Source organism: Thalassobaculum sp. (genome assembly GCF_965223715.1).
Taxonomy (GTDB): domain Bacteria; phylum Pseudomonadota; class Alphaproteobacteria; order Thalassobaculales; family Thalassobaculaceae; genus Thalassobaculum.
Genome location: NZ_OZ245012.1, coordinates 3,357,347 through 3,374,503, shown reverse-complemented (window position 1 = coordinate 3,374,503; position 17,157 = coordinate 3,357,347). Strand labels below are relative to the sequence as shown.

14 protein-coding genes are annotated in these 17,157 nt (G+C 68.4%); 6 read left to right on the top strand and 8 right to left on the bottom strand.

What is annotated here, in order from left to right; translation table 11 throughout:
* Positions 1–248 precede the first annotated feature (248 nt).
* Positions 249–2,675: an ATP-dependent helicase gene (locus ACOQOP_RS15530; protein WP_420562718.1), complete on the top strand. Its 2,427-nt coding sequence runs from the start codon at positions 249–251 to the stop codon at positions 2,673–2,675.
* 11 nt (positions 2,676–2,686) lie between these two features.
* On the top strand, positions 2,687–3,574 hold the full coding sequence (locus tag ACOQOP_RS15525; protein ID WP_420562717.1) for a 50S ribosomal protein L11 methyltransferase: 888 nt from the start codon (positions 2,687–2,689) through the stop codon (positions 3,572–3,574).
* Positions 3,575–3,665: 91 nt separating this feature from the next.
* Here the strand turns inward: ACOQOP_RS15525 and ACOQOP_RS15520 are convergent, their stop codons facing one another.
* Entirely contained in the window at positions 3,666–4,052 is a 387-nt protein-coding gene (locus ACOQOP_RS15520; protein WP_420562716.1) for a DUF1127 domain-containing protein, read from the bottom strand.
* Positions 4,053–4,282: 230 nt separating this feature from the next.
* Between ACOQOP_RS15520 and ACOQOP_RS15515 the strand changes: the two genes are divergently transcribed.
* A complete protein-coding gene (locus ACOQOP_RS15515) occupies positions 4,283–4,684 on the top strand; it encodes a hypothetical protein (RefSeq protein WP_420562715.1) in 402 nt (133 codons plus the stop codon).
* Positions 4,685–4,693: 9 nt separating this feature from the next.
* Here the strand turns inward: ACOQOP_RS15515 and ligA are convergent, their stop codons facing one another.
* The 6 genes from ligA to ACOQOP_RS15485 all read right to left on the bottom strand — a co-directional run bounded on the left by ligA (position 4,694) and on the right by ACOQOP_RS15485 (position 11,616).
* Positions 4,694–6,760 (bottom strand): NAD-dependent DNA ligase LigA, encoded by a 2,067-nt coding sequence (ligA, locus tag ACOQOP_RS15510; RefSeq protein ID WP_420566536.1) that lies wholly within the window; start codon positions 6,758–6,760, stop codon positions 4,694–4,696.
* A 34-nt stretch (positions 6,761–6,794) separates the two neighbouring features.
* Positions 6,795–8,468, bottom strand: a complete 1,674-nt coding sequence (gene recN / locus ACOQOP_RS15505; RefSeq protein ID WP_420562714.1) for a DNA repair protein RecN — start codon at positions 8,466–8,468, stop codon at positions 6,795–6,797.
* Positions 8,469–8,472: 4 nt separating this feature from the next.
* Complete coding sequence (locus ACOQOP_RS15500) at positions 8,473–9,294, bottom strand: outer membrane protein assembly factor BamD (RefSeq protein WP_420562713.1); 822 nt, start codon at positions 9,292–9,294, stop codon at positions 8,473–8,475.
* Positions 9,295–9,497: 203 nt separating this feature from the next.
* Positions 9,498–9,677 (bottom strand): hypothetical protein, encoded by a 180-nt coding sequence (locus ACOQOP_RS15495; RefSeq protein ID WP_420562712.1) that lies wholly within the window; start codon positions 9,675–9,677, stop codon positions 9,498–9,500.
* A gap of 203 nt (positions 9,678–9,880) precedes the next feature.
* Entirely contained in the window at positions 9,881–11,056 is a 1,176-nt protein-coding gene (locus tag ACOQOP_RS15490) for a GNAT family N-acetyltransferase (protein WP_420562711.1), read from the bottom strand.
* Between the two features lie 92 nt (positions 11,057–11,148).
* Positions 11,149–11,616, bottom strand: a complete 468-nt coding sequence (locus tag ACOQOP_RS15485) for a RidA family protein (protein ID WP_420562710.1) — start codon at positions 11,614–11,616, stop codon at positions 11,149–11,151.
* 829 nt (positions 11,617–12,445) lie between these two features.
* Here ACOQOP_RS15485 and ACOQOP_RS15480 point away from each other — a divergent pair.
* The 3 genes from ACOQOP_RS15480 to ACOQOP_RS15470 all read left to right on the top strand — a co-directional run bounded on the left by ACOQOP_RS15480 (position 12,446) and on the right by ACOQOP_RS15470 (position 16,371).
* Complete coding sequence (locus ACOQOP_RS15480) at positions 12,446–13,861, top strand: aspartate aminotransferase family protein (RefSeq protein WP_420562709.1); 1,416 nt, start codon at positions 12,446–12,448, stop codon at positions 13,859–13,861.
* Between the two features lie 101 nt (positions 13,862–13,962).
* Positions 13,963–15,108: a pentapeptide repeat-containing protein gene (locus ACOQOP_RS15475; RefSeq protein ID WP_420562708.1), complete on the top strand. Its 1,146-nt coding sequence runs from the start codon at positions 13,963–13,965 to the stop codon at positions 15,106–15,108.
* 114 nt (positions 15,109–15,222) lie between these two features.
* Positions 15,223–16,371, top strand: coding sequence for an aminotransferase class V-fold PLP-dependent enzyme (locus ACOQOP_RS15470; RefSeq protein WP_420562707.1), 1,149 nt, complete (start codon positions 15,223–15,225; stop codon positions 16,369–16,371).
* A 6-nt stretch (positions 16,372–16,377) separates the two neighbouring features.
* Here the strand turns inward: ACOQOP_RS15470 and ACOQOP_RS15465 are convergent, their stop codons facing one another.
* The gene (locus tag ACOQOP_RS15465) at positions 16,378–17,097 is read right to left on the bottom strand and encodes a hypothetical protein (protein ID WP_420562706.1); all 720 of its coding nucleotides are present in this window, start codon (positions 17,095–17,097) and stop codon (positions 16,378–16,380) included.
* Between the last annotated feature and the right edge of the window lie 60 nt (positions 17,098–17,157).

The window sequence follows — 17,157 nt, the reverse complement described above, 5'->3', positions numbered from 1 at the left end:
AGACTGCACCGAGCGATCCGGGGGATCCCGCACGTCCGGCCCTCCGGCAAACCGCCGAAGGGCCCTCTCCCAACGCCCCTCTCCCTACGAGGCTCGTTTCGGAACGGATTTCTAAAACAAACGTTATAATAAAACGTTAAATTCGATTAAGTTTTCAACGGTCATGAGCGGCGCGCGACGGCGCCCGATCCGTGGAGCCCGCGAGTTAGGCCTGCGGATGTCCCGATGGGATGTTATATGGTCGGGTCATGGCGGATCTGTTCTCAAACGACGACAAGGGCGGGATCGACCCGGCCGAATACCGGCGCCCTTCGGGCCCGGCTCCGGCTTATCCCGGCCCGGCCCAGGCCCCCGCGGCGATCGGCGCGCGGGGCGGCTATCTCGACGGCCTGAACGAGGGTCAGCGGGCGGCGGTCGAGGCGCTGGACGGCCCGGTCCTCGTGCTGGCCGGGGCCGGGACCGGCAAGACGCGCGTCCTGACCACCCGATTGTCCCACCTGATGGCGATGGGCAAGGCCAAGCCGTGGAACGTGCTGGCGGTGACCTTCACCAACAAGGCCGCGCGCGAGATGAAGGAGCGGGTCGGCCGAATCGTCGGCCCGGCCGCCGAGCAGGTCTGGCTCGGTACCTTCCACGCGCTCTGCGCCCGCATCCTGCGCCGCCATGCCGAACTGGTTGGGCTGAAGTCGAACTTCACCATTCTCGACACCGACGACCAGATCCGGCTGCTGAAGCAGGTGCTCCAGGCCGAGAACGTGGACGACAAGCGCTGGCCCGCCCGCGTCGTGATGGGCGTGCTGCAGCGCTGGAAGGACCGGGGCCTGACCCCGGACAAGATCGGCGTGTCCGAGGCCGGCGACATGGCCGGCGGCAAGCTGCAGCAGATCTACCAGCAGTATCAGGAGCGGCTGACCACCCTGAACGCCGCGGATTTCGGCGACCTTCTGCTGCATTGCCTGACCCTGTTCCAGACCCGGCCCGAGGTGCTGCAGCAGTATCAGACCCAGTTCCGCTACATCCTGGTGGACGAGTATCAGGACACAAACGTCGCCCAGTATCTCTGGCTGCGGCTATTGGCCCAGAGCCACAAGAACATCTGCTGCGTCGGCGACGACGACCAGTCGATCTACGGCTGGCGCGGGGCCGAGATCGGCAACATTCTGAAGTTCGAGAAGGACTTCCCCGGCGCCAAGGTCGTCCGGCTGGAGCAGAACTACCGCTCCACCTCCCGCATCCTGGCCGCCGCCTCCGACCTGATCGCCCATAACGAGGGGCGGCTCGGCAAGACGCTGTGGACCGACGGGGCCGACGGCGACCAACTCACCGTGCGCGGTGTGTGGGACGGCGAGGAGGAGGCCCGGGTCGTCGGCGACCGGATCGAGGACTACCAGCGCGCCAAGGTGCCGCTGCGTGAGATGGCCGTGCTGGTCCGCGCCGGCTTCCAGACCCGCGAGTTCGAAGAGCGGCTGATCACCCTCGGCGTGCCCTATCGGGTGGTCGGCGGTGCGCGGTTCTACGAGCGCAAGGAGATCCGCGACGCCATCGCCTATCTGCGGGTGATCGCCCAGCCGGATGACGACCTGGCGTTCGAGCGGATCATCAACACCCCGGCCCGCGGCATCGGCAAGACCACCGAGCAGGTGCTGTTTCAGCATGCCCGCTCCTCCAACGTCCCGCTCACCGCGGCGGCCGAGCAGTTGGTGCAGAGCGACGAGTTGAAGCCGGCGGCCCGCCGGGCGGTGGGATCCCTGATGGGCGATTTCGCGCGCTGGCGCGAGGCGTCGCAGAATGAGGATCCGTCGGACCTCGCCCGCATGGTGCTGGACGAGAGCGGCTATACCGCCGCCCTGCAGAAGGACAAGTCGCCGGAGGCGCCGGGTCGCCTGGAGAACCTGAAGGAGCTGGTTACCGCTCTGGAGGAGTTCGAGAGCCTGGGCGGTTTCCTCGAACACATCTCCCTGGTCATGGAGAACGCCGAGGCCGCCGATGGCGAGCAGGTCAGCCTGATGACCCTGCACGCGGCCAAGGGGCTGGAATTCGACGTGGTCTTCCTGCCGGGCTGGGAGGAGGGGATGTTCCCGAACCAGCGCGCACTGGATGAGAACGGGGCCGCCGGTCTGGAGGAGGAGCGGCGGCTCGCCTATGTCGGCCTGACCCGGGCGCGCAAGAAGGTGGAGATCGTCTTCGCCGCCAACCGCCGGGTGCACGGGCTGTGGCAGAGCGCGATCCCGTCGCGCTTCGTGTCCGAACTGCCGACCGAACATGTGGAGATGATCAGCGAGGCCGGGCTCTACGGGTCCGGCAGCAGCGGCGGCTACGGCTATGGGGGCGGGCGGACCGGATACGGCCGCGGCGACGGGATGAGCTACGAGCGCGACGACGACGCCAAGCTTCCGACCTGGGACAGCGCCGGCCGGACGGGCAAGGTGGCGGGACGCGGCCCGGGGTACATGCGCCGCGGCGGCGGGACGATCCGCACACGGGCGCCGGTGATCGACGGCGAGGGCTATACCGTCAACCGCTCCAAACCGGCGAAATACGCCGTGGACGAACGGGTGTTCCACCAGAAATTCGGCATGGGCACCGTCACTAAGGTCGACGGCGACAAGCTGGAAGTCGAGTTCGACCACGCCGGGCTCAAGAACGTGGTCGACACCTTCGTCTCCAAGCCGTAAATCCGGTGGCCATGAGCTCTCCCAGTAAGTCCGCGCTCTGGCGCATCGCCCTTACCGTTCCGGCCAAGGCCTCCGAGGTCGTGGCCGACGCCCTGTCGCCCTTCGTGTCCGCCGTCACCGCGCTGGAGGATAGCCCCGGCGGTACCTGGACGGTGGAAGGCATCTCCGAGGACGAGCCGGATCGGCCGGTGATCGTCGCCGCTCTGGCACTGGCCGCGGCCACCGTCGGCACGCCGCCGCCGGACACGGTGATCGAGCCCTTGCCGGACGTGGACTGGCTGGCGCTGAACCGGCAGTCCTTCCCGCCCATTCGCGAGGGCCGGGTGTGGATCCGCGGCTCCCATGTGGAGGAGCGCGCCCCCGCCTCCAGCATCGAACTGCTGGTCGACGCCGCCCGGGCCTTCGGCTCCGGCAGCCATCCGACCACGGCCCTGTGCCTGCGGGCGATCCAGGACCTGGCGAAGCGGCGCACCCCGTGCAACGTGCTCGATCTCGGCTGCGGCTCCGGCATTCTCGCGATGGCGCTGGCCAAGCTGGTGCCTTCGGCGCGCACGCTGGCGGTCGATCTCGATCCGGTCTCGGTGGCGACGGCGCGGGAGAACGCGCAGATGAACCGGGTCGCCCGGCGGGTCGACACCCAGGTTTCCAACGGCTGGCGCTCGCCCGTGGTGCGGGCCAAGGCGCCGTTCGATCTGGTGGTGGCGAACATCCTGGCGGGGCCGCTGGCGGAGATGGCGCCGTCGCTGAAGCGCGGCTTGGCGCCGGGCGGGATCGCCATTCTGTCGGGGCTGCTGAACCAGCAGGAGCGCTGGGTGATCTCCGTGCACCGGGCCCAGGGCCTGCGGCTGATCCGGCGCTACCGGCGCGACGGTTGGAGTGCGCTGGTCTTCGCCCGCTGACAATCGCGCGTTTCGCAGTGCACAAAAAGCAACGGCCGGCACATGCAGTGCCGGCCGTTTTGCATCAGGCCGCCCTGGGAGGGGGAGGGGGTCAGGCGGCGTGACGCACGTCGCTGTTCGCGGCGTTGCCGTAGGTCGCGGCGCGCAGATGCGGCTCGACCGGATTGGCGGTCTTCGGGGCCGTCGCGGTGGCGTAGGTCTCGCTCGGGGTGCCGACGACTTCGACGTCGACGCGGCGGACGACACCGGCCCGCAGGGCGGACAGGTCGAGGCCGATATCGGCGAGCATCCGCGGGCTCAGGTCCTCGACCGCGGCCATCGTGCGACGATGGGCGAGACGGGCGCTGAGGCTGCGGAAGGTGCGGCCGATCAGGTCACGAATGTAGGCGCTCTGCATGGCCCGTGCCCGAGCGACCAGCGCGGACGGGTCCTGCGGCAGAGCCGAAGACACGCGCAGGATATCGTTCTGGGTGGACATCGGGATTCTCCTTGGGATGTCGGCCGGGCGCTCCCCAGCCGTTTCTGCTCCCTAATCTGGTCACAAACGGCGAAGGCACCACTTGGATTTTTGCGCTGCAGCATTGCGTTTCATGCATGGCTATGGGTGATAGGTATGCGTTAACGAATTGCCAGCCATGCACCGGACCCACGGGGACGGATTCTGCTACGGTGCCGGTACCGCTGAACCCGTTTGGATCGTCCGACGCCATGTATCGATCAGAAACTGTCTGCGTCGCCGTGGCGCGAGGTGCCGACGCCCTGTACGAGGCGTTCTGGAGGCCCGAGCGCTTCGCGTCCTGGGCCTCGGGTCTGAGCCAGGGAGGCCTGCGGCAGACCGGGAGCGGCTGGCAGGCCGACGGGCCGGAAGGGCCGGTCACCATCCGCTTTTCCGAGCACAATGCCTTCGGCGTGATGGACCACTGGGTGGATCTGGGCGACGGGCGGGTGGTCTATGTCCCGATGCGCATCGTCGCCAACGGCTCGGGCAGCGCCGTCACGCTGACCCTGTTCCGCTATCCCGACATGAGCGACGAGACGTTCGCCCGCGACCTGGACTGGGTGCGCCGGGATCTGGAAGCCCTCAAATCCCTGGCCGAGCAGGACGGCTGAGCGAGAGCGTCACCCGCCGATCAAGGCGAGCCATTCCTCTTCGCTGAGGGTCTGCACGCCCAGGGCCTCGGCCTTCGCCGCCTTGGAGCCCGCGTCGGCGCCGACGACCACATAGTCGGTCTTCTTCGACACGGACCCCGCCACCTTCGCGCCGAGGGATTCCGCCTTCGCCTTGGCCTCGCTGCGGCCGACGGTCTGCAGGGTCCCGGTGAAGACCACGGTCTTGCCGGCGATCGGGCTGTCGGCGATGGAGGGGGCCTGGAAGGGCTCGATGGTCAGCTCGCCCGCGAGATCGTCCAGCACCGCGCCGTTATGGGCCTCGCTGAAGAAATCGATCAGATCCTTCGCCACGGCGGAACCGATCTGATCGATATTGATCAGGTCGGCATAAGCCTCGCCCTCCGGATCGGCCGCCGCCGCCATCGCCTGGCGCAGGGCGTCCAGGGTGCCGTAATGGGTCGCCAGCAGCCGGGCGGTGGCCTGGCCGATCTGACGGATGCCGAGCGCGTAGATGAACCGGTCGAGGCCGATGGTGCGGCGGTCCTCGATCGCGGCCAGCAGCTTGTCGGTCGAGGCGATCCGCGTGCCCTCGCGGCCGATCAGTTTCCGGCGGTGCTCCTTCAGCCGGAAGATGCTGGCCGGGCTGTCGATCAGCCCGTCCTCGTAATAGGCCTGGATCTGCTTGGCGCCGAGGCCTTCGATGTCGAAGGCGTCGCGGCTGACGAAATGCTTCAGCCGCTCCACCGCCTGCGCCGGGCAGATCAGGCCGCCGGTGCAGCGGCGCACCGCTTCGCCCTCGGGCCGCGGGGCCTCGGAATTGCAGCGCGGACAGTGATCGGGGAAGACGTATTCCGTCGAGTCCTTCGGCCGCTTCTCGGTGACGACGCGTACCACCTGGGGGATCACGTCGCCGGCGCGCTGGATCACCACGGTGTCGCCGACCCGGATGTCCTTGCGCCGGATCTCGTCCTCGTTGTGCAGCGTCGCGTTGGTGACGGTGACGCCGCCGACCTTCACCGGCTCCAGCCGGGCGACGGGGGTCAGCGCGCCGGTGCGGCCGACCTGGATGTCGATCTCGCGCAGCACGGTCTCGGCCTGCTCGGCCTTGAACTTGTGGGCGATGGCCCAGCGCGGCGAGCGGCTGACCATGCCAAGCCGCTCCTGCCAGTCGAGCCGGTCGACCTTGTAGACCACGCCGTCGATGTCATAGGGCAGGTCGTGCCGCCCCGCGCCGATCCGGGCGTAGACGTCCAGGGCCTCGTCCACGGTCTGGCACCGCTCGGAGAGCGGGTTGGTGGTGAAGCCCCACGCCTTCAGCTTGTCCAGGAAGCCGTGGTGGGTGTCGGCGAAATCCTCGCTGATCTCGCCCCAGGAATAGGCGAAGAAGCGCAGCGGCCTCGACCGGGTGATCTCCGGGTCGAGCTGGCGCAGGGAGCCGGCGGCGGCGTTGCGCGGATTGGCGAAGATCTTGGCACCGGCCTCGGCCTGGCGCTCGTTCAGGGCGACGAAATCGTCCTTGGTCATATAGACCTCGCCGCGCACCTCCAGCACGTCGGGCACGCCGTCCGGCAGGGTCTTGGGGATATCGTCGACGGTCTCCAGGTTGCGGGTGATGTTCTCGCCCTCGGTGCCGTCGCCGCGGGTGGCACCCTGGACCAGCTTGCCCTTCTCGTAGCGCAGGGCGGCCGACAGCCCGTCGATCTTCGGCTCGGCCATCAGCGCGACGGCCTCGTCCTCGCCGAGGTTCAGGAACCGGCGGACCCGGCGCTCGAACTCGCGCACATCCTCCTCGTCGAAGGCGTTGGCCAGGGACAGCATCGGCCGTGAATGGCGGACCTTGGCAAACCCCTCGGCCGGGCCGGGGGCGACCCGCTCGCTCGGGCTGTCCGACCGCTTCAGGTCCGGAAAGCGCTCCTCGATCGACTGGTTGCGCAGGCGGAGCTGGTCGTACTCCGCGTCGGTCAGCTCCGGCGCGTCCTCCTGGTGATACAGCCGGTCCGCCTCGGCGATGGCGTCGGACAACCGCGCGAGTTCGGCCTTGGCTTCGGCCTCGCTCAGGTCCTTGACGGCCTTGATCTCGATGTCGCTCATGCGGGTCGGTGCTCTGAATTTAGCGCTGGGACTGGTTCAGCAGGCTGTCGGCGGCGGCCCGGGCTTCGCTGGTGATGGCCGCACCGGACAGCATCCGGGCGATCTCCTCGCGGCGCTCGTCGGTGTTCAGGCGGACAACGTCCGTGGCGGTCACCTGGTTCTGCACCCGTTTGGCCACGTGCCAGTGGTGCGCGCCCTGAGCGGCGACCTGGGGCGAGTGGGTGACGACCAGCACCTGCAGCCGGGTCGCCAGCCGGGCCAGCCGGTCGCCGACCGCGGCGGCAACCGCACCACCGACGCCGGAATCCACCTCGTCGAACACCAGGGTGGGGATCGGGCTCGCCTCGGCCAGCACCACCTTGAGCGCCAGCAGGAAGCGGGACAGCTCGCCGCCGGACGCGATCTTCGACAGCGGCCCGGCCGGCATGCCCGGGTTGGTCGCCACCTGGAAGGCGACCGCGTCGAGACCGGAGGCCCCCCAGCGGCTTTCGTCCTGGCGGCTGACCATGGTCTCGAACCTGGCCTTGTCCAGCTTCAGCGGTGGCAGTTCCTTGGCGATCGCCGCGTCGAGCTTGGCGGCGGCGGCGGCGCGGGCCTTGGACAGGCTCTCGGCGGCCTCCGTATAAGCCCGTTTGGCCTTGTCCTCGGCGGCCGTCAGCGCGCCGATCTCCCCGCCCTTGCCATCCAGGGCCGCGAGATGGTCGGCGAAGCGTCGATGCACCTCCGGCAGCCGGTCGACCCCGACCCCGTGCTTGCGGGCAAGGTCGCGCAGGGCGTGCAGCCGGTCGTCGATTTCGGTCAGCGTGCCGCCATCGGCTTCGATATCGGCGGCCGCCGCGGCGATCTCGGCGCTGGTGTCCTCAAGCTCGGCCGCGGCCCGTTCCAGGGCGGCGAGCGCAGTATCCAGTCGGCCGGCGGCGCGGTCGGCGACCCGTTCCAGGGCTCGCTGGGCGCGGGCGACGGCATTGTCGGCGCCGCCATCCTCGGAAATCGCCGCACTGGCGGTATTCAGCGCCTCGACCACGGCTTCGGCGTTCATCAGCATCGACCGGGTCTCGGCCAGCCGGTCCTCCTCGCCGACCTGTGGGGCGAGCTGGTCGAGCTCGGCGACCGAGTGGCGCAGGTACTCTTCGTCGCTGCGGGCCTTCTCCAGATCGGCGCGGGCGGTCTCCAGCGCCACCAGGGCGGTGCGCCAGGCGCCCCACGCCCTGGCCACGCCTTCGGCCTGACGGGTCAGGCCGGCGAAGGCGTCCAATGTGTCGCGGTGGGTGCTTGGGTCCATCAGGCCGCGCTGGTCGAACTGGCCCTGGATCTCCACCAGCACGTCCCCCAGCCGCCGCATCAGCCCCACGCTGGTCGGCTGGTCGTTCACATAGGCGCGGGAGCGGCCGTCGGCGGTGACCACGCGGCGCAGGATCAGTTCGCCCTCGCAGGCGTCGAGATCGGCCTCGCGCAGCACCGCGTCGACGGCGGCGGAATCGGACAGCTCGAAGGCGGCGATGACCGTGGCCTGATCGGCGCCGTGGCGCACCAGCCCAGAATCCGCCCGCTCTCCGAGGGCGAGGCCCAGGGCGTCCAGAAGGATCGACTTACCGGCACCGGTCTCGCCGGTGAGGACCGACAGGCCCGGCTCGTAGGCGAGGTCCAGGCGGTCGATCAGCACCACATCCCGGATCGAGAGCGACGCCAGCATGGGCTTAGAACGGACCGAGGCCCCAGCCGAACCAGCCGTCGTCGCCGGACTCCGCCGTGGTCCGCGCCCGGCCCTTGGTCGCCAGCGAATAGGCGTCCTCGTACCAGTCGGTGCCCGGGTAGTTGTAGCCGAGCACCGAGGCGGTGCGCTTGGCCTCCTCGTCGAGGCCGAGGGCGACGTAGCATTCCGTCATGCGCAGCAGCGCTTCGGGCACCTGCTCGGTGGTGTCGAATTCGGTGGTGACGCGCTGGAAGCGGTTGATGGCGGCGAGATACTGGCCCTGGCGCATGTACCAGCGCCCGATGCTCATCTCCTTGCCGGCGAGGTGGTTACGGGCGAGGTCGATCTTCAGGCGAGCGTCGCGGGCATATTTCGAATTCGGGAAGCGCTGCACCACCTCTTCGAAGGAGGACAGGGCGTCGCGGGTCAGCTTCTGGTCGCGGCCGACATCGACGATCCGCTCGTAATAGGACAGGCCCTTCAGATAGTAGGCGTAGTCCACGTTCGGATTGCCCGGATTGAGCTGGATGAACCGGTCGAGCGCGGCCACCGCGTCGTCATACTCGTTCGACTGGTACAGGGCGTAGGCCGACATGAGCTGCGCCTGGGTCGCCCAGACCGAGTAGGGATGCTGGCGCTCGACCTCGTCGAACAGCGGGGCGGCTTCCTTGAACTCGCCGGACAGCGCTGCGTTGTAGGCGTCGTTGTAGAGTTCCTCGACCGGACGCTCGACATAGGGCGTCTCGTCGTCGGTGCTGCAGGCGGCCAGGACGGCGACCAGGGCGATCGCGGCGAGGCGCGGAAGGGAAGTTCTGAACGGCGACATCAGCGGGACATGTCCGGTTGCGCGGATGTGCGCAATGTAAGGCGACGGGGGATTGGAGGGAAGGGGAAGTGGGGACGGACCGGCGGGCGGCGGCTTTCAGGCCCTTTTTAGGCAGGCTCCGGCGGCAGAGGGCGCGGGCCCGGAAAATCGAAAGCCCCGCCGAAGCGGGGCCTGCGATCAAGGTTGAGATGATCCGGAACGGATCAGGCGGCCAGCTTCAGCTCGCCGGCAGCAGCGGCCAGGGCCCACGGATCGATCCGCAGGGTCTCGCCGTTGGTCTCGGCAACCGAATCGGTCGTCGCGGCCAGGCTCAGGATCTTATCTAGATCCAGGCCGGTCTGCTCGGCCGCCTCAAGCGGCGTGAGCACATAGGTATCGCGCATCGTGCGACCTCCATGGTGATAGTCATCAGTGGGTCATTGTAACCCGCGGTGAGAACAGTGCTCCGAGAGGGTGTCTCAGGAGCGCCTCACAGGGCGTTGCTATGCACTTTATGTCGGGTTGCCCCACTCGCAAGGTTTTCGTGACAAAAATCTTTCGAATGGCGTTCCCTGTGGCATTGCAGCAACAAATCACGAAGAAACGGTTAACCGTCCTTCCGGAACGGTGACTCTTCCAGCAGCAGCGCCTTTTCGTGGGCGATCTGCCGGCGCTCGCGGACCAGGAAGTCCTCTACCGCGTCGCGGAATCCGTCATCGAGAATCAGGTGGTTGCTGTAGGTCTCCACCGGCAGGTAGCCCCGTTGGATCTTGTGCTGGCCCTGGGCCCCGGCCTCCACCTTGGCCATGCCGCGCTCGATGGCGAAGTCTATGGCCTGATAGTAGCACGCCTCGAAATGCAGGAACTTGTACTCCTCGGTGCAGCCCCAGTTGCGGCCGAACAGGGTGTCGCTGCCGATCAGGTTCAGGGCGCCGGCCACCGGCCGGCCGTCGCGCTCCGCCATGACCAGCAGCACCCGTTCCGCCATCCGCTCGCCGAGCAGCGAGAAGAAGGTGCGGTTCAGATAGGGCGAGCCCCACTTGCGGTCCGACGTGTCCATGTAGAAGGCGAAGAACGCATCCCAGTGGCGCTCCTCGATGTCCTTGCCCACCAGCCGGCGGATCGTCAGGTCGGTCTCGGCCACCTGCCGTCGTTCCTTGCGGATCGCCTTACGCTTCCGCGACGAGAGCGCCTCCAGGAAGGCGTCGAAGCTGGCATAGCCGTCATTGTGCCAGTGGTACTGCAAGCCCATGCGCTGCAGGAAGCCGAACTCGCCCAGCCGGTCCCATTCGCCCTTCGGCACGAAGTTCACATGGGCGGTGGTGACGTTGAGCTGGTTCATCAGGGCGACGATGCCGCCGGCCAGGATCTCCTGGGCGCGGGCCCGGTCGATGTCGGGTCGTACCAGCAGGCGCGGGCCGGTCACCGGGGTGAAGGGCACGGCCGACAGCAGCTTGGGGTAGTAGCGTCCGCCGGCCCGCTCATAGGCGTCGGCCCAGCCCCAGTCGAACACGTACTCGCCCTGGGAATGGCCCTTCAGGTAGAGCGGCATGGCGGCGGCGAGCCGGCCGTCGCGGTCGTTGACGGCGAGGTGGCGCGGCAGCCAGCCGGTCTGCGCCCGTACTGAGCCGCTCTCCTCCAGTGCGTTGAGGAAGTCGTGCGACAGGAACGGGTTCTCGGGACCGGCGCAGGCATCCCACTCCGGCGCCGAGACCGCGGAGATCGCGGGCAGGACGGAGACTTCTTCGGCCAGCTCGCACTGGATATCGGTGCCGTCGGGCATGGGCGGGATCCGCTGTGGTCGTCCACGGGAATCCAGGTGGGGCGGCCCTGGCGTCAGGCAAGGCCGCCCCGGATCGGCTGTCGGCAGGCGGATCAGGCCAGTTCGAACACCGCTTCCACCTCGACGGCCACGCCGCGCGGCAGGGCGTTGGTGCCGACCGCGAAGCGGGCGTGCCGGCCCTTGTCGCCGAACACCGCGACCATCAGGTCGGAAGCGCCGTTCACCACCTCGGGCTGCTCGGTGAAGTCGGGGGTGCAGCGCACGAAGCCGCCGAGCTTGACCACGCGGGCGACCTTGTCGAGGTCGCCGTCGCAGGCGGCCTTGGCCTGGGCGATCAGGTTCTTGGCGCAGATCTCGGCGATCTTGCGGGCATCGTCGGTGGTCAGGTCCTTGCCGACCACGCCGACGCCCTCGATCTTGCCGTTTACCATCGGGATCTGGCCGGAGACGAAGACGAGGTTGCCGCTGCGCACGAAGGGCACGTAGTTGGCGGCGGGCGAAGCCGGGGTGGGAATCTCGATGCCGAGCTCGGCCAAACGGGCGTCAACGGTGCCAGCCATGGCTGCTTCTCCTTGGACGAAGGGATGTGACTTGGTTGCCGGCGGAGCCTAGCCGGGCATCCCGCGACATGCCAGAGGGTGATGACAGCTCGGAACCGGCAGCTCGAAGCAGCGGTATCGGCCCAAAAAAGCCGGGTGCGCCAAGTCGCAGGCGGGCGCACCCGCTAGGCTGGACGGAGAACCGTCCTTAGGAGCTTCACAGGGTGGTGGGAGAGGGCGCGAAACGTGACGTGGCCTCTCCCGCTTCCGCCGCCGGGGAAGCGACGGAACTCTGCGCGCCGGGCGATCCGCTCCTTCGAATGATCGCAGCGCAAGCCTGTTTCGATTCGATATATATAGTGTCGGATTTTCACTCGGAACACAAGATATATTCGATTTTCGCGTGCAGATCGGATGGTTTGTGTCTTCCTCTCTTTTCGTCTTCCCGGCCCTGCGCCGGGACCCGAGTGGCCGCGCGATGGAGCATTCGGTTAGAGGTTCCGCCACGCTCAACTCTGGGTCCCGGCTCGAGGCCGGGAAGACGATTGGAGTGGATTTGACCAAAGCGGGTTCGGCGTCGCCTGCTGGGGAGTTTCGCTGCCCGGAGCCGGCACGTCCTACTCCCCTTTCGCGTCTTCCCGGCCTTGCGCCGGGACCCAGAGTGGCGGCGTGATGGAGCGGTCTGCCCACGGTTCTAGCACGCTGACGTCTCGTTCCCGGCGCAAGGCCGGGAAGACGGGAAGAAAGGGGAGGGGCGAGCAATCTGATATCCCGGACCGCCCTCCGCTGGGGTCTTGGCGCAGGAGGATCGGCGGGCCACTATGAGCCTCTCTTCGCGATGAGGGCTCCCATGTCCACCCTGCTCAGAAACGATCTCGACGTCCTGCCGCCGCTCGGCAGCCTGGCCCGGGGCGAACCCATCCAGGTCTTCGCCGCCCCGCCGGGAACGCCGGCCAGGCCGCAGATCGCCCGGGCCATCGGGATCGAGATGTGGGACACCGCCGGCAACCGCTATCTGGACGCCAGCTCCGGCCCGGTGGCCTGCAATCTGGGCTATGGCAACCGCCGGGTACTCGACGCGCTGACCTCCCAGGCCGAGGCGGCGGCCTTCGCCAATGTCTCGCATTTCGAAAGCAAGGCGAACCGCGACTTCGCCGAACGGCTGGCCGAGGCGGCCGGTCCCGGCTACGAGCGCGTGTTCGTCGTCTCCGGCGGGTCCGAGGCGAACGAGGCCGCCCTGAAGCTCGCCCGGCAGATCGCGCTGGCCCGGGGCGAGGCGACCCGCTGGAAGGTAATCTCGCGGCTGCCCTCCTATCACGGCGGCACCCTGGGCGCGCTGGCGATCACCGGCGATCCGTCGGCCCATGCGATGTTCGGCCCGATGCTGCAGGACATGCCGAAGGTTCCGGCGCCCGTCACCTACCGCATCCCGGACGGGCTGGACGAGGAGGCCTGGGCCCTGCGCTGCGCCCAGGATCTGGAGGACAAGATCGTCTCCGAGGGACCGGAGAGCGTGCTGGCCTTCATCCAGGAGCCGGTGGGGGGTGTGTCGACCGGCGCGCTGGTGACCCCGGCGGCCTATATGAGCCGGGTGCGCCAGATCTGCGACAAATACGGCATCCTGCTCATTCACGACGAAGTGATGAGCGGCGGTGGGCGCACCGGCGCCTTCCTGTCCCACGAGCACTGGCCGGACTGCCGGGCCGACCTGATCGTCATGGCCAAGGGCATTGGTGCCGGCTACCTGCCGCTCGGCCTGGTCCTCGCTCCGCGCGACCTGGTGGAGAAGGTGGCGATGGGCGGCGGCTTCCTGCATGGCCACACGGCGCTCGGCAACCCGCTGTCCTGCGCGGTCGGGCTGGCGGTGCTGGAGGAGACGCTGGAGCGCGGCCTGATCGAACGCTCCGCACTGCTCGGCGCCGAGCTGAAGAAGCGGCTCTGGGACATGTCCACCCGCTACCCGATCATCGGCGATGTGCGCGGCAAGGGCCTGCTGATGGCCGTGGAATTCGTCGCCGACCAGGAGACCAAGCATCCCTTCCCGATCCCGGCGGGCGTGCCGACCGCGGTCTCCCGTATCGCGATGCAAAACGGTTTGATATTGTACACGCGTCGCACGAATGGCGGTCGGGACGGAGACTGGGTCATGGTGTCTCCCCCGTTGGTGACGAGCGACCGGGAACTCGATGAAATAACCGAACGGCTGGAAAAGTCTTTCGCACAGGCAGAAGCCGAATTTTCTTCCCTGCGGACGCCAGGGAATTAACCAAGAATTAAGTACGTAACTGCGACTGTGGGCGGATGAGCATCCAGGGTCACATAGCGCACGAAGCGGTTGAGCGGAAACTCGCGAGCCACCGGCTTTGGTTGGAGGGGGCGGCCGAAGGGCAGCCTGCCTCGTTCGCCCATACAAATCTCTTCGGGTCCGACTTCTCGGGCCAGGATCTGCGCGAGGTCGATTTCGGCGGCGCCGACCTGCAGGGCGTGCGCTTCGTCGGCTGCAACCTGACCCGGGCGATCTTCGCCGGTGCCGACCTGTGCGGCGCCTCGTTCCGGGGGGCCACCCTGGAGGAGGCGGACCTGACGGGCACCCAGCTCGTCGGAACCGTGTTCGAGGGCGCCGACCTTCGGGGCGTATCCCTGCGCGGGGCCAGCGGCCTGCCGTCGAAGAACGACAGCCGGGCGGCCTTCGCCGGTGCGACCGTGAACTTCGCCGGCGCCCGCATGCACCGGGCCAACCTGAAGGGCGCGAAGCTCGACCAGGCGCGGATGGCCCAGACTGACCTGACCGGCGCCAATCTGGAGCGGGCGAACCTGCGCCGCGCGTCCATGTCCGGCGTGATCCTGCGCAACGCCAACCTTGTCTCCGCCGACCTGAGCGAGGCCGATCTCAGCGATTCCCTGGCGACGGGCGCCGACCTGTCGGGCGCCCAGCTCGACGGGGCGACCATCGACCGGGCGAACCTGATCGGCGCCCGCCTGCGCGATGTCGACCTCAGCAAGGTCGATACCTCCAACGCCCGCCTCGCCCCGCCGGCCGACATCGTCGCCGCCGAGGTGCAGCGCACCCTGGTCGAGCATGACCGTTGGGTGCGCAGCGACGGCAAGCGCGGCTCGCGCGCCTCGCTCGACGGGGTGGACCTGACCGATGCCGACCTGCGCGGCCTCAATCTGTCGGGTGCGGACCTGCGCGGCGTCATCATGCACCGCGCGCTGCTGACCGATGCGCTGCTCGTGCTGGCCGACCTGTCGGGCGCCGACCTGTCGCTCGCCTCGCTCGCCCGCTGCAACCTGTCCGGCGCGATCCTGTCCGGAGCCAACCTGTCCCGGGCGGACCTGACCGATGCCATCCTGACGGCGGCCCCGCTGCTGTCGAGCCATGGCGAGAATATCGGCCGCAAGCAGGAGACCCGCCTGAACGGCGCCAACCTGACCGGGGCGGTTCTCGACGGCGTGAAGCTGGACGAGGCGCGCCTGGAGGGCGTGCCGCCGAAGAAGCTGCGCTCCGACTGACAGGCGCGCTGCCTTTCCCGAAACCTCTGCGGATCCCCGCGACCGAGCACCCTTAACGCGGTGTGCCGTCGGGCGTAGGCTTGTCGGTGTGCCGTCGCCGAGGAGGCTTTGCCCGTGACCCCAGAGACCATCCGCCCACTGTTCGAACTCGGCGATGACGTCGTCTACATGAACTGCGCCGCCCAGGGACCGGCGCCGAAAGCGGCCGCCGATGCCGGGCGCCGGGCCGTCGACCGCAAGGCCCGACCCTGGGAGCCGGAACGCAACGCCCTGCCACAGGAGATGGACCGGGCCCGCGCCCTCTTCGCCGGCTTCATCGGTGCCTCCGGAACCGACATCGCGCTCAGCACCGCCACCAGCTACGCCGTCGCCATCGCCACCCGTTCCATCACCCTGGAGCCGGGGCAGACGGTCGTCGTTCTGGAGTCCCAGTTCCCGTCCAATCTCTATGCCTGGCAGCTTCTGGCCGAGCGCAGTGGCGCCACCATGAAGGTCGTTCCCTGGCCGGCGGACGGCGACTGGACCAGCGCCGTGCTCGACCGTCTCGGCCCGGAGACCGGGCTGGTCGCCCTGCCGAACGTCCATTGGGTCGATGGCGGCACGCTCGACCTTGGCCCGATCGCCGACGTGGCCCATGCCCAGGGGGCGGCGATCTTCATCGACGCGACCCAGTCGATCGGCGTCCTGCCGCTGGATGTGGCCCGGATCGACCCCGACTATGTCGCCTGTTCCGCCTATAAGTGGCTGCTGTCGCCGGATCAGAGCGGCTATCTGTACATCGCCCCGCGGCGCCAGCATGGCGAGCCGGTGGAGCACAACCACGCCGCCCGGATCGGCGACGGGCCGATGACCCTGTCCCCCGGCTACGGCCGGACCTTCCAGCCCGGCGGCAAGAAGTTCGACCAGGGGGCGGCCGATTCCATGATTCACTTGCCCATGGCCGTGACGGCGATGGAGCAGATCGCAGCCTGGGGTCTGGAGGCGATCGCTGAAGGCATCCGCCCGGTGGTCGACCGGATCGCCGAGGAGGCCGCCGCGCGGGGCTGGCGGGTGCCGCCGAAGGCGCATCGCTCGCCGCATTTCATCGGCCTGACCCTGCCCGAGCCGCCGTCCCCCGATCTGGCCGACCGGCTGGCGGCGGAGAATGTGCATGTGAGCCTGCGCAGCGGAAAGGTGCGGGTGGCGCCCTATCTGTTCACGCGGATGGAGGAAGTGGACGCCCTGTTCGCCGCCCTGGACCGACAGGTCCGCTCGGCTGCCTGAGGGGCGTCAGCAAGCCGGCGAGGACCGCACGGCACCCTTGCCGGTGGCATCGACCGAGGGCGGGCGCGGCGGCAGGCGACGCTGGCGCACCTCGCTCATGTCGAGGAAGGCCACGCCCTGACCCAGCACGCCGACGGCGGCCATCTTCAGGGTCTGTTCCATCTTCTGTTTTGAGAAGCGGATCACCGGATCGGTCACGGCGATGATGAAGGCGTTTTCCAGCGCCCGCTTCAACACGTCCGGCTGGCTGGTCAGCACCCGGATCGGCTCTTCCCGGTCGAAGGCGATGGCGACGTTGCAGGACGCCTCGAAGCGGGAGGTCAGGTCGCCCATCGGCGGCTCGATCGCGATGCGGAACGGCAGGGGAATGATCACCGCCGCCTTGCGCGACGCCTCCAGGCGCAGGCGCAGGAAGTGGGCGGCGATCGACAGCAGGGCGAAGATCACCGAGAGCTCGAGCACATTGCGGTAGTCGCCGGGCGCGAAGATCGGCGCGCCGCCCGACAGGGTCAGGGCGTTGTCCAGCATGTAGATCGTGAGGGTGAGGACCAGGGCCAGCGCCGCCATCAGCGCGGTCGCCACGGTGACCAGCCAGAGCGTGTAGGGAACGTCGACGATCTGGCCCAGCGGCGGCGGGGCGACCGGTTTGGGCATACGGGGGGCCGGCACGCGAACGATGGGAGCGGGCCCCTCATCCTCCATCAGCATGTCCGTCACCGCGGCCATCTCCGATCTGCCTTCTTCAAAATCAAAAGGCGTGTTTCACTTTCGAAACCAATATAGAAC

Coding starts and splice junctions, on each gene's coding strand:
- ACOQOP_RS15530 (WP_420562718.1), top strand. CDS start 249: ATGGCGGATCTGTTCTCAAACGACGACAAGGGCGGGATCGACCCGGCC.
- ACOQOP_RS15525 (WP_420562717.1), top strand. CDS start 2,687: ATGAGCTCTCCCAGTAAGTCCGCGCTCTGGCGCATCGCCCTTACCGTT.
- ACOQOP_RS15520 (WP_420562716.1), bottom strand. CDS start 4,052: ATGTCCACCCAGAACGATATCCTGCGCGTGTCTTCGGCTCTGCCGCAG.
- ACOQOP_RS15515 (WP_420562715.1), top strand. CDS start 4,283: ATGTATCGATCAGAAACTGTCTGCGTCGCCGTGGCGCGAGGTGCCGAC.
- recN (WP_420562714.1), bottom strand. CDS start 8,468: ATGCTGGCGTCGCTCTCGATCCGGGATGTGGTGCTGATCGACCGCCTG.
- ACOQOP_RS15500 (WP_420562713.1), bottom strand. CDS start 9,294: ATGTCGCCGTTCAGAACTTCCCTTCCGCGCCTCGCCGCGATCGCCCTG.
- ACOQOP_RS15495 (WP_420562712.1), bottom strand. CDS start 9,677: ATGCGCGATACCTATGTGCTCACGCCGCTTGAGGCGGCCGAGCAGACC.
- ACOQOP_RS15490 (WP_420562711.1), bottom strand. CDS start 11,056: ATGCCCGACGGCACCGATATCCAGTGCGAGCTGGCCGAAGAAGTCTCC.
- ACOQOP_RS15485 (WP_420562710.1), bottom strand. CDS start 11,616: ATGGCTGGCACCGTTGACGCCCGTTTGGCCGAGCTCGGCATCGAGATT.
- ACOQOP_RS15480 (WP_420562709.1), top strand. CDS start 12,446: ATGTCCACCCTGCTCAGAAACGATCTCGACGTCCTGCCGCCGCTCGGC.
- ACOQOP_RS15465 (WP_420562706.1), bottom strand. CDS start 17,097: ATGGCCGCGGTGACGGACATGCTGATGGAGGATGAGGGGCCCGCTCCC.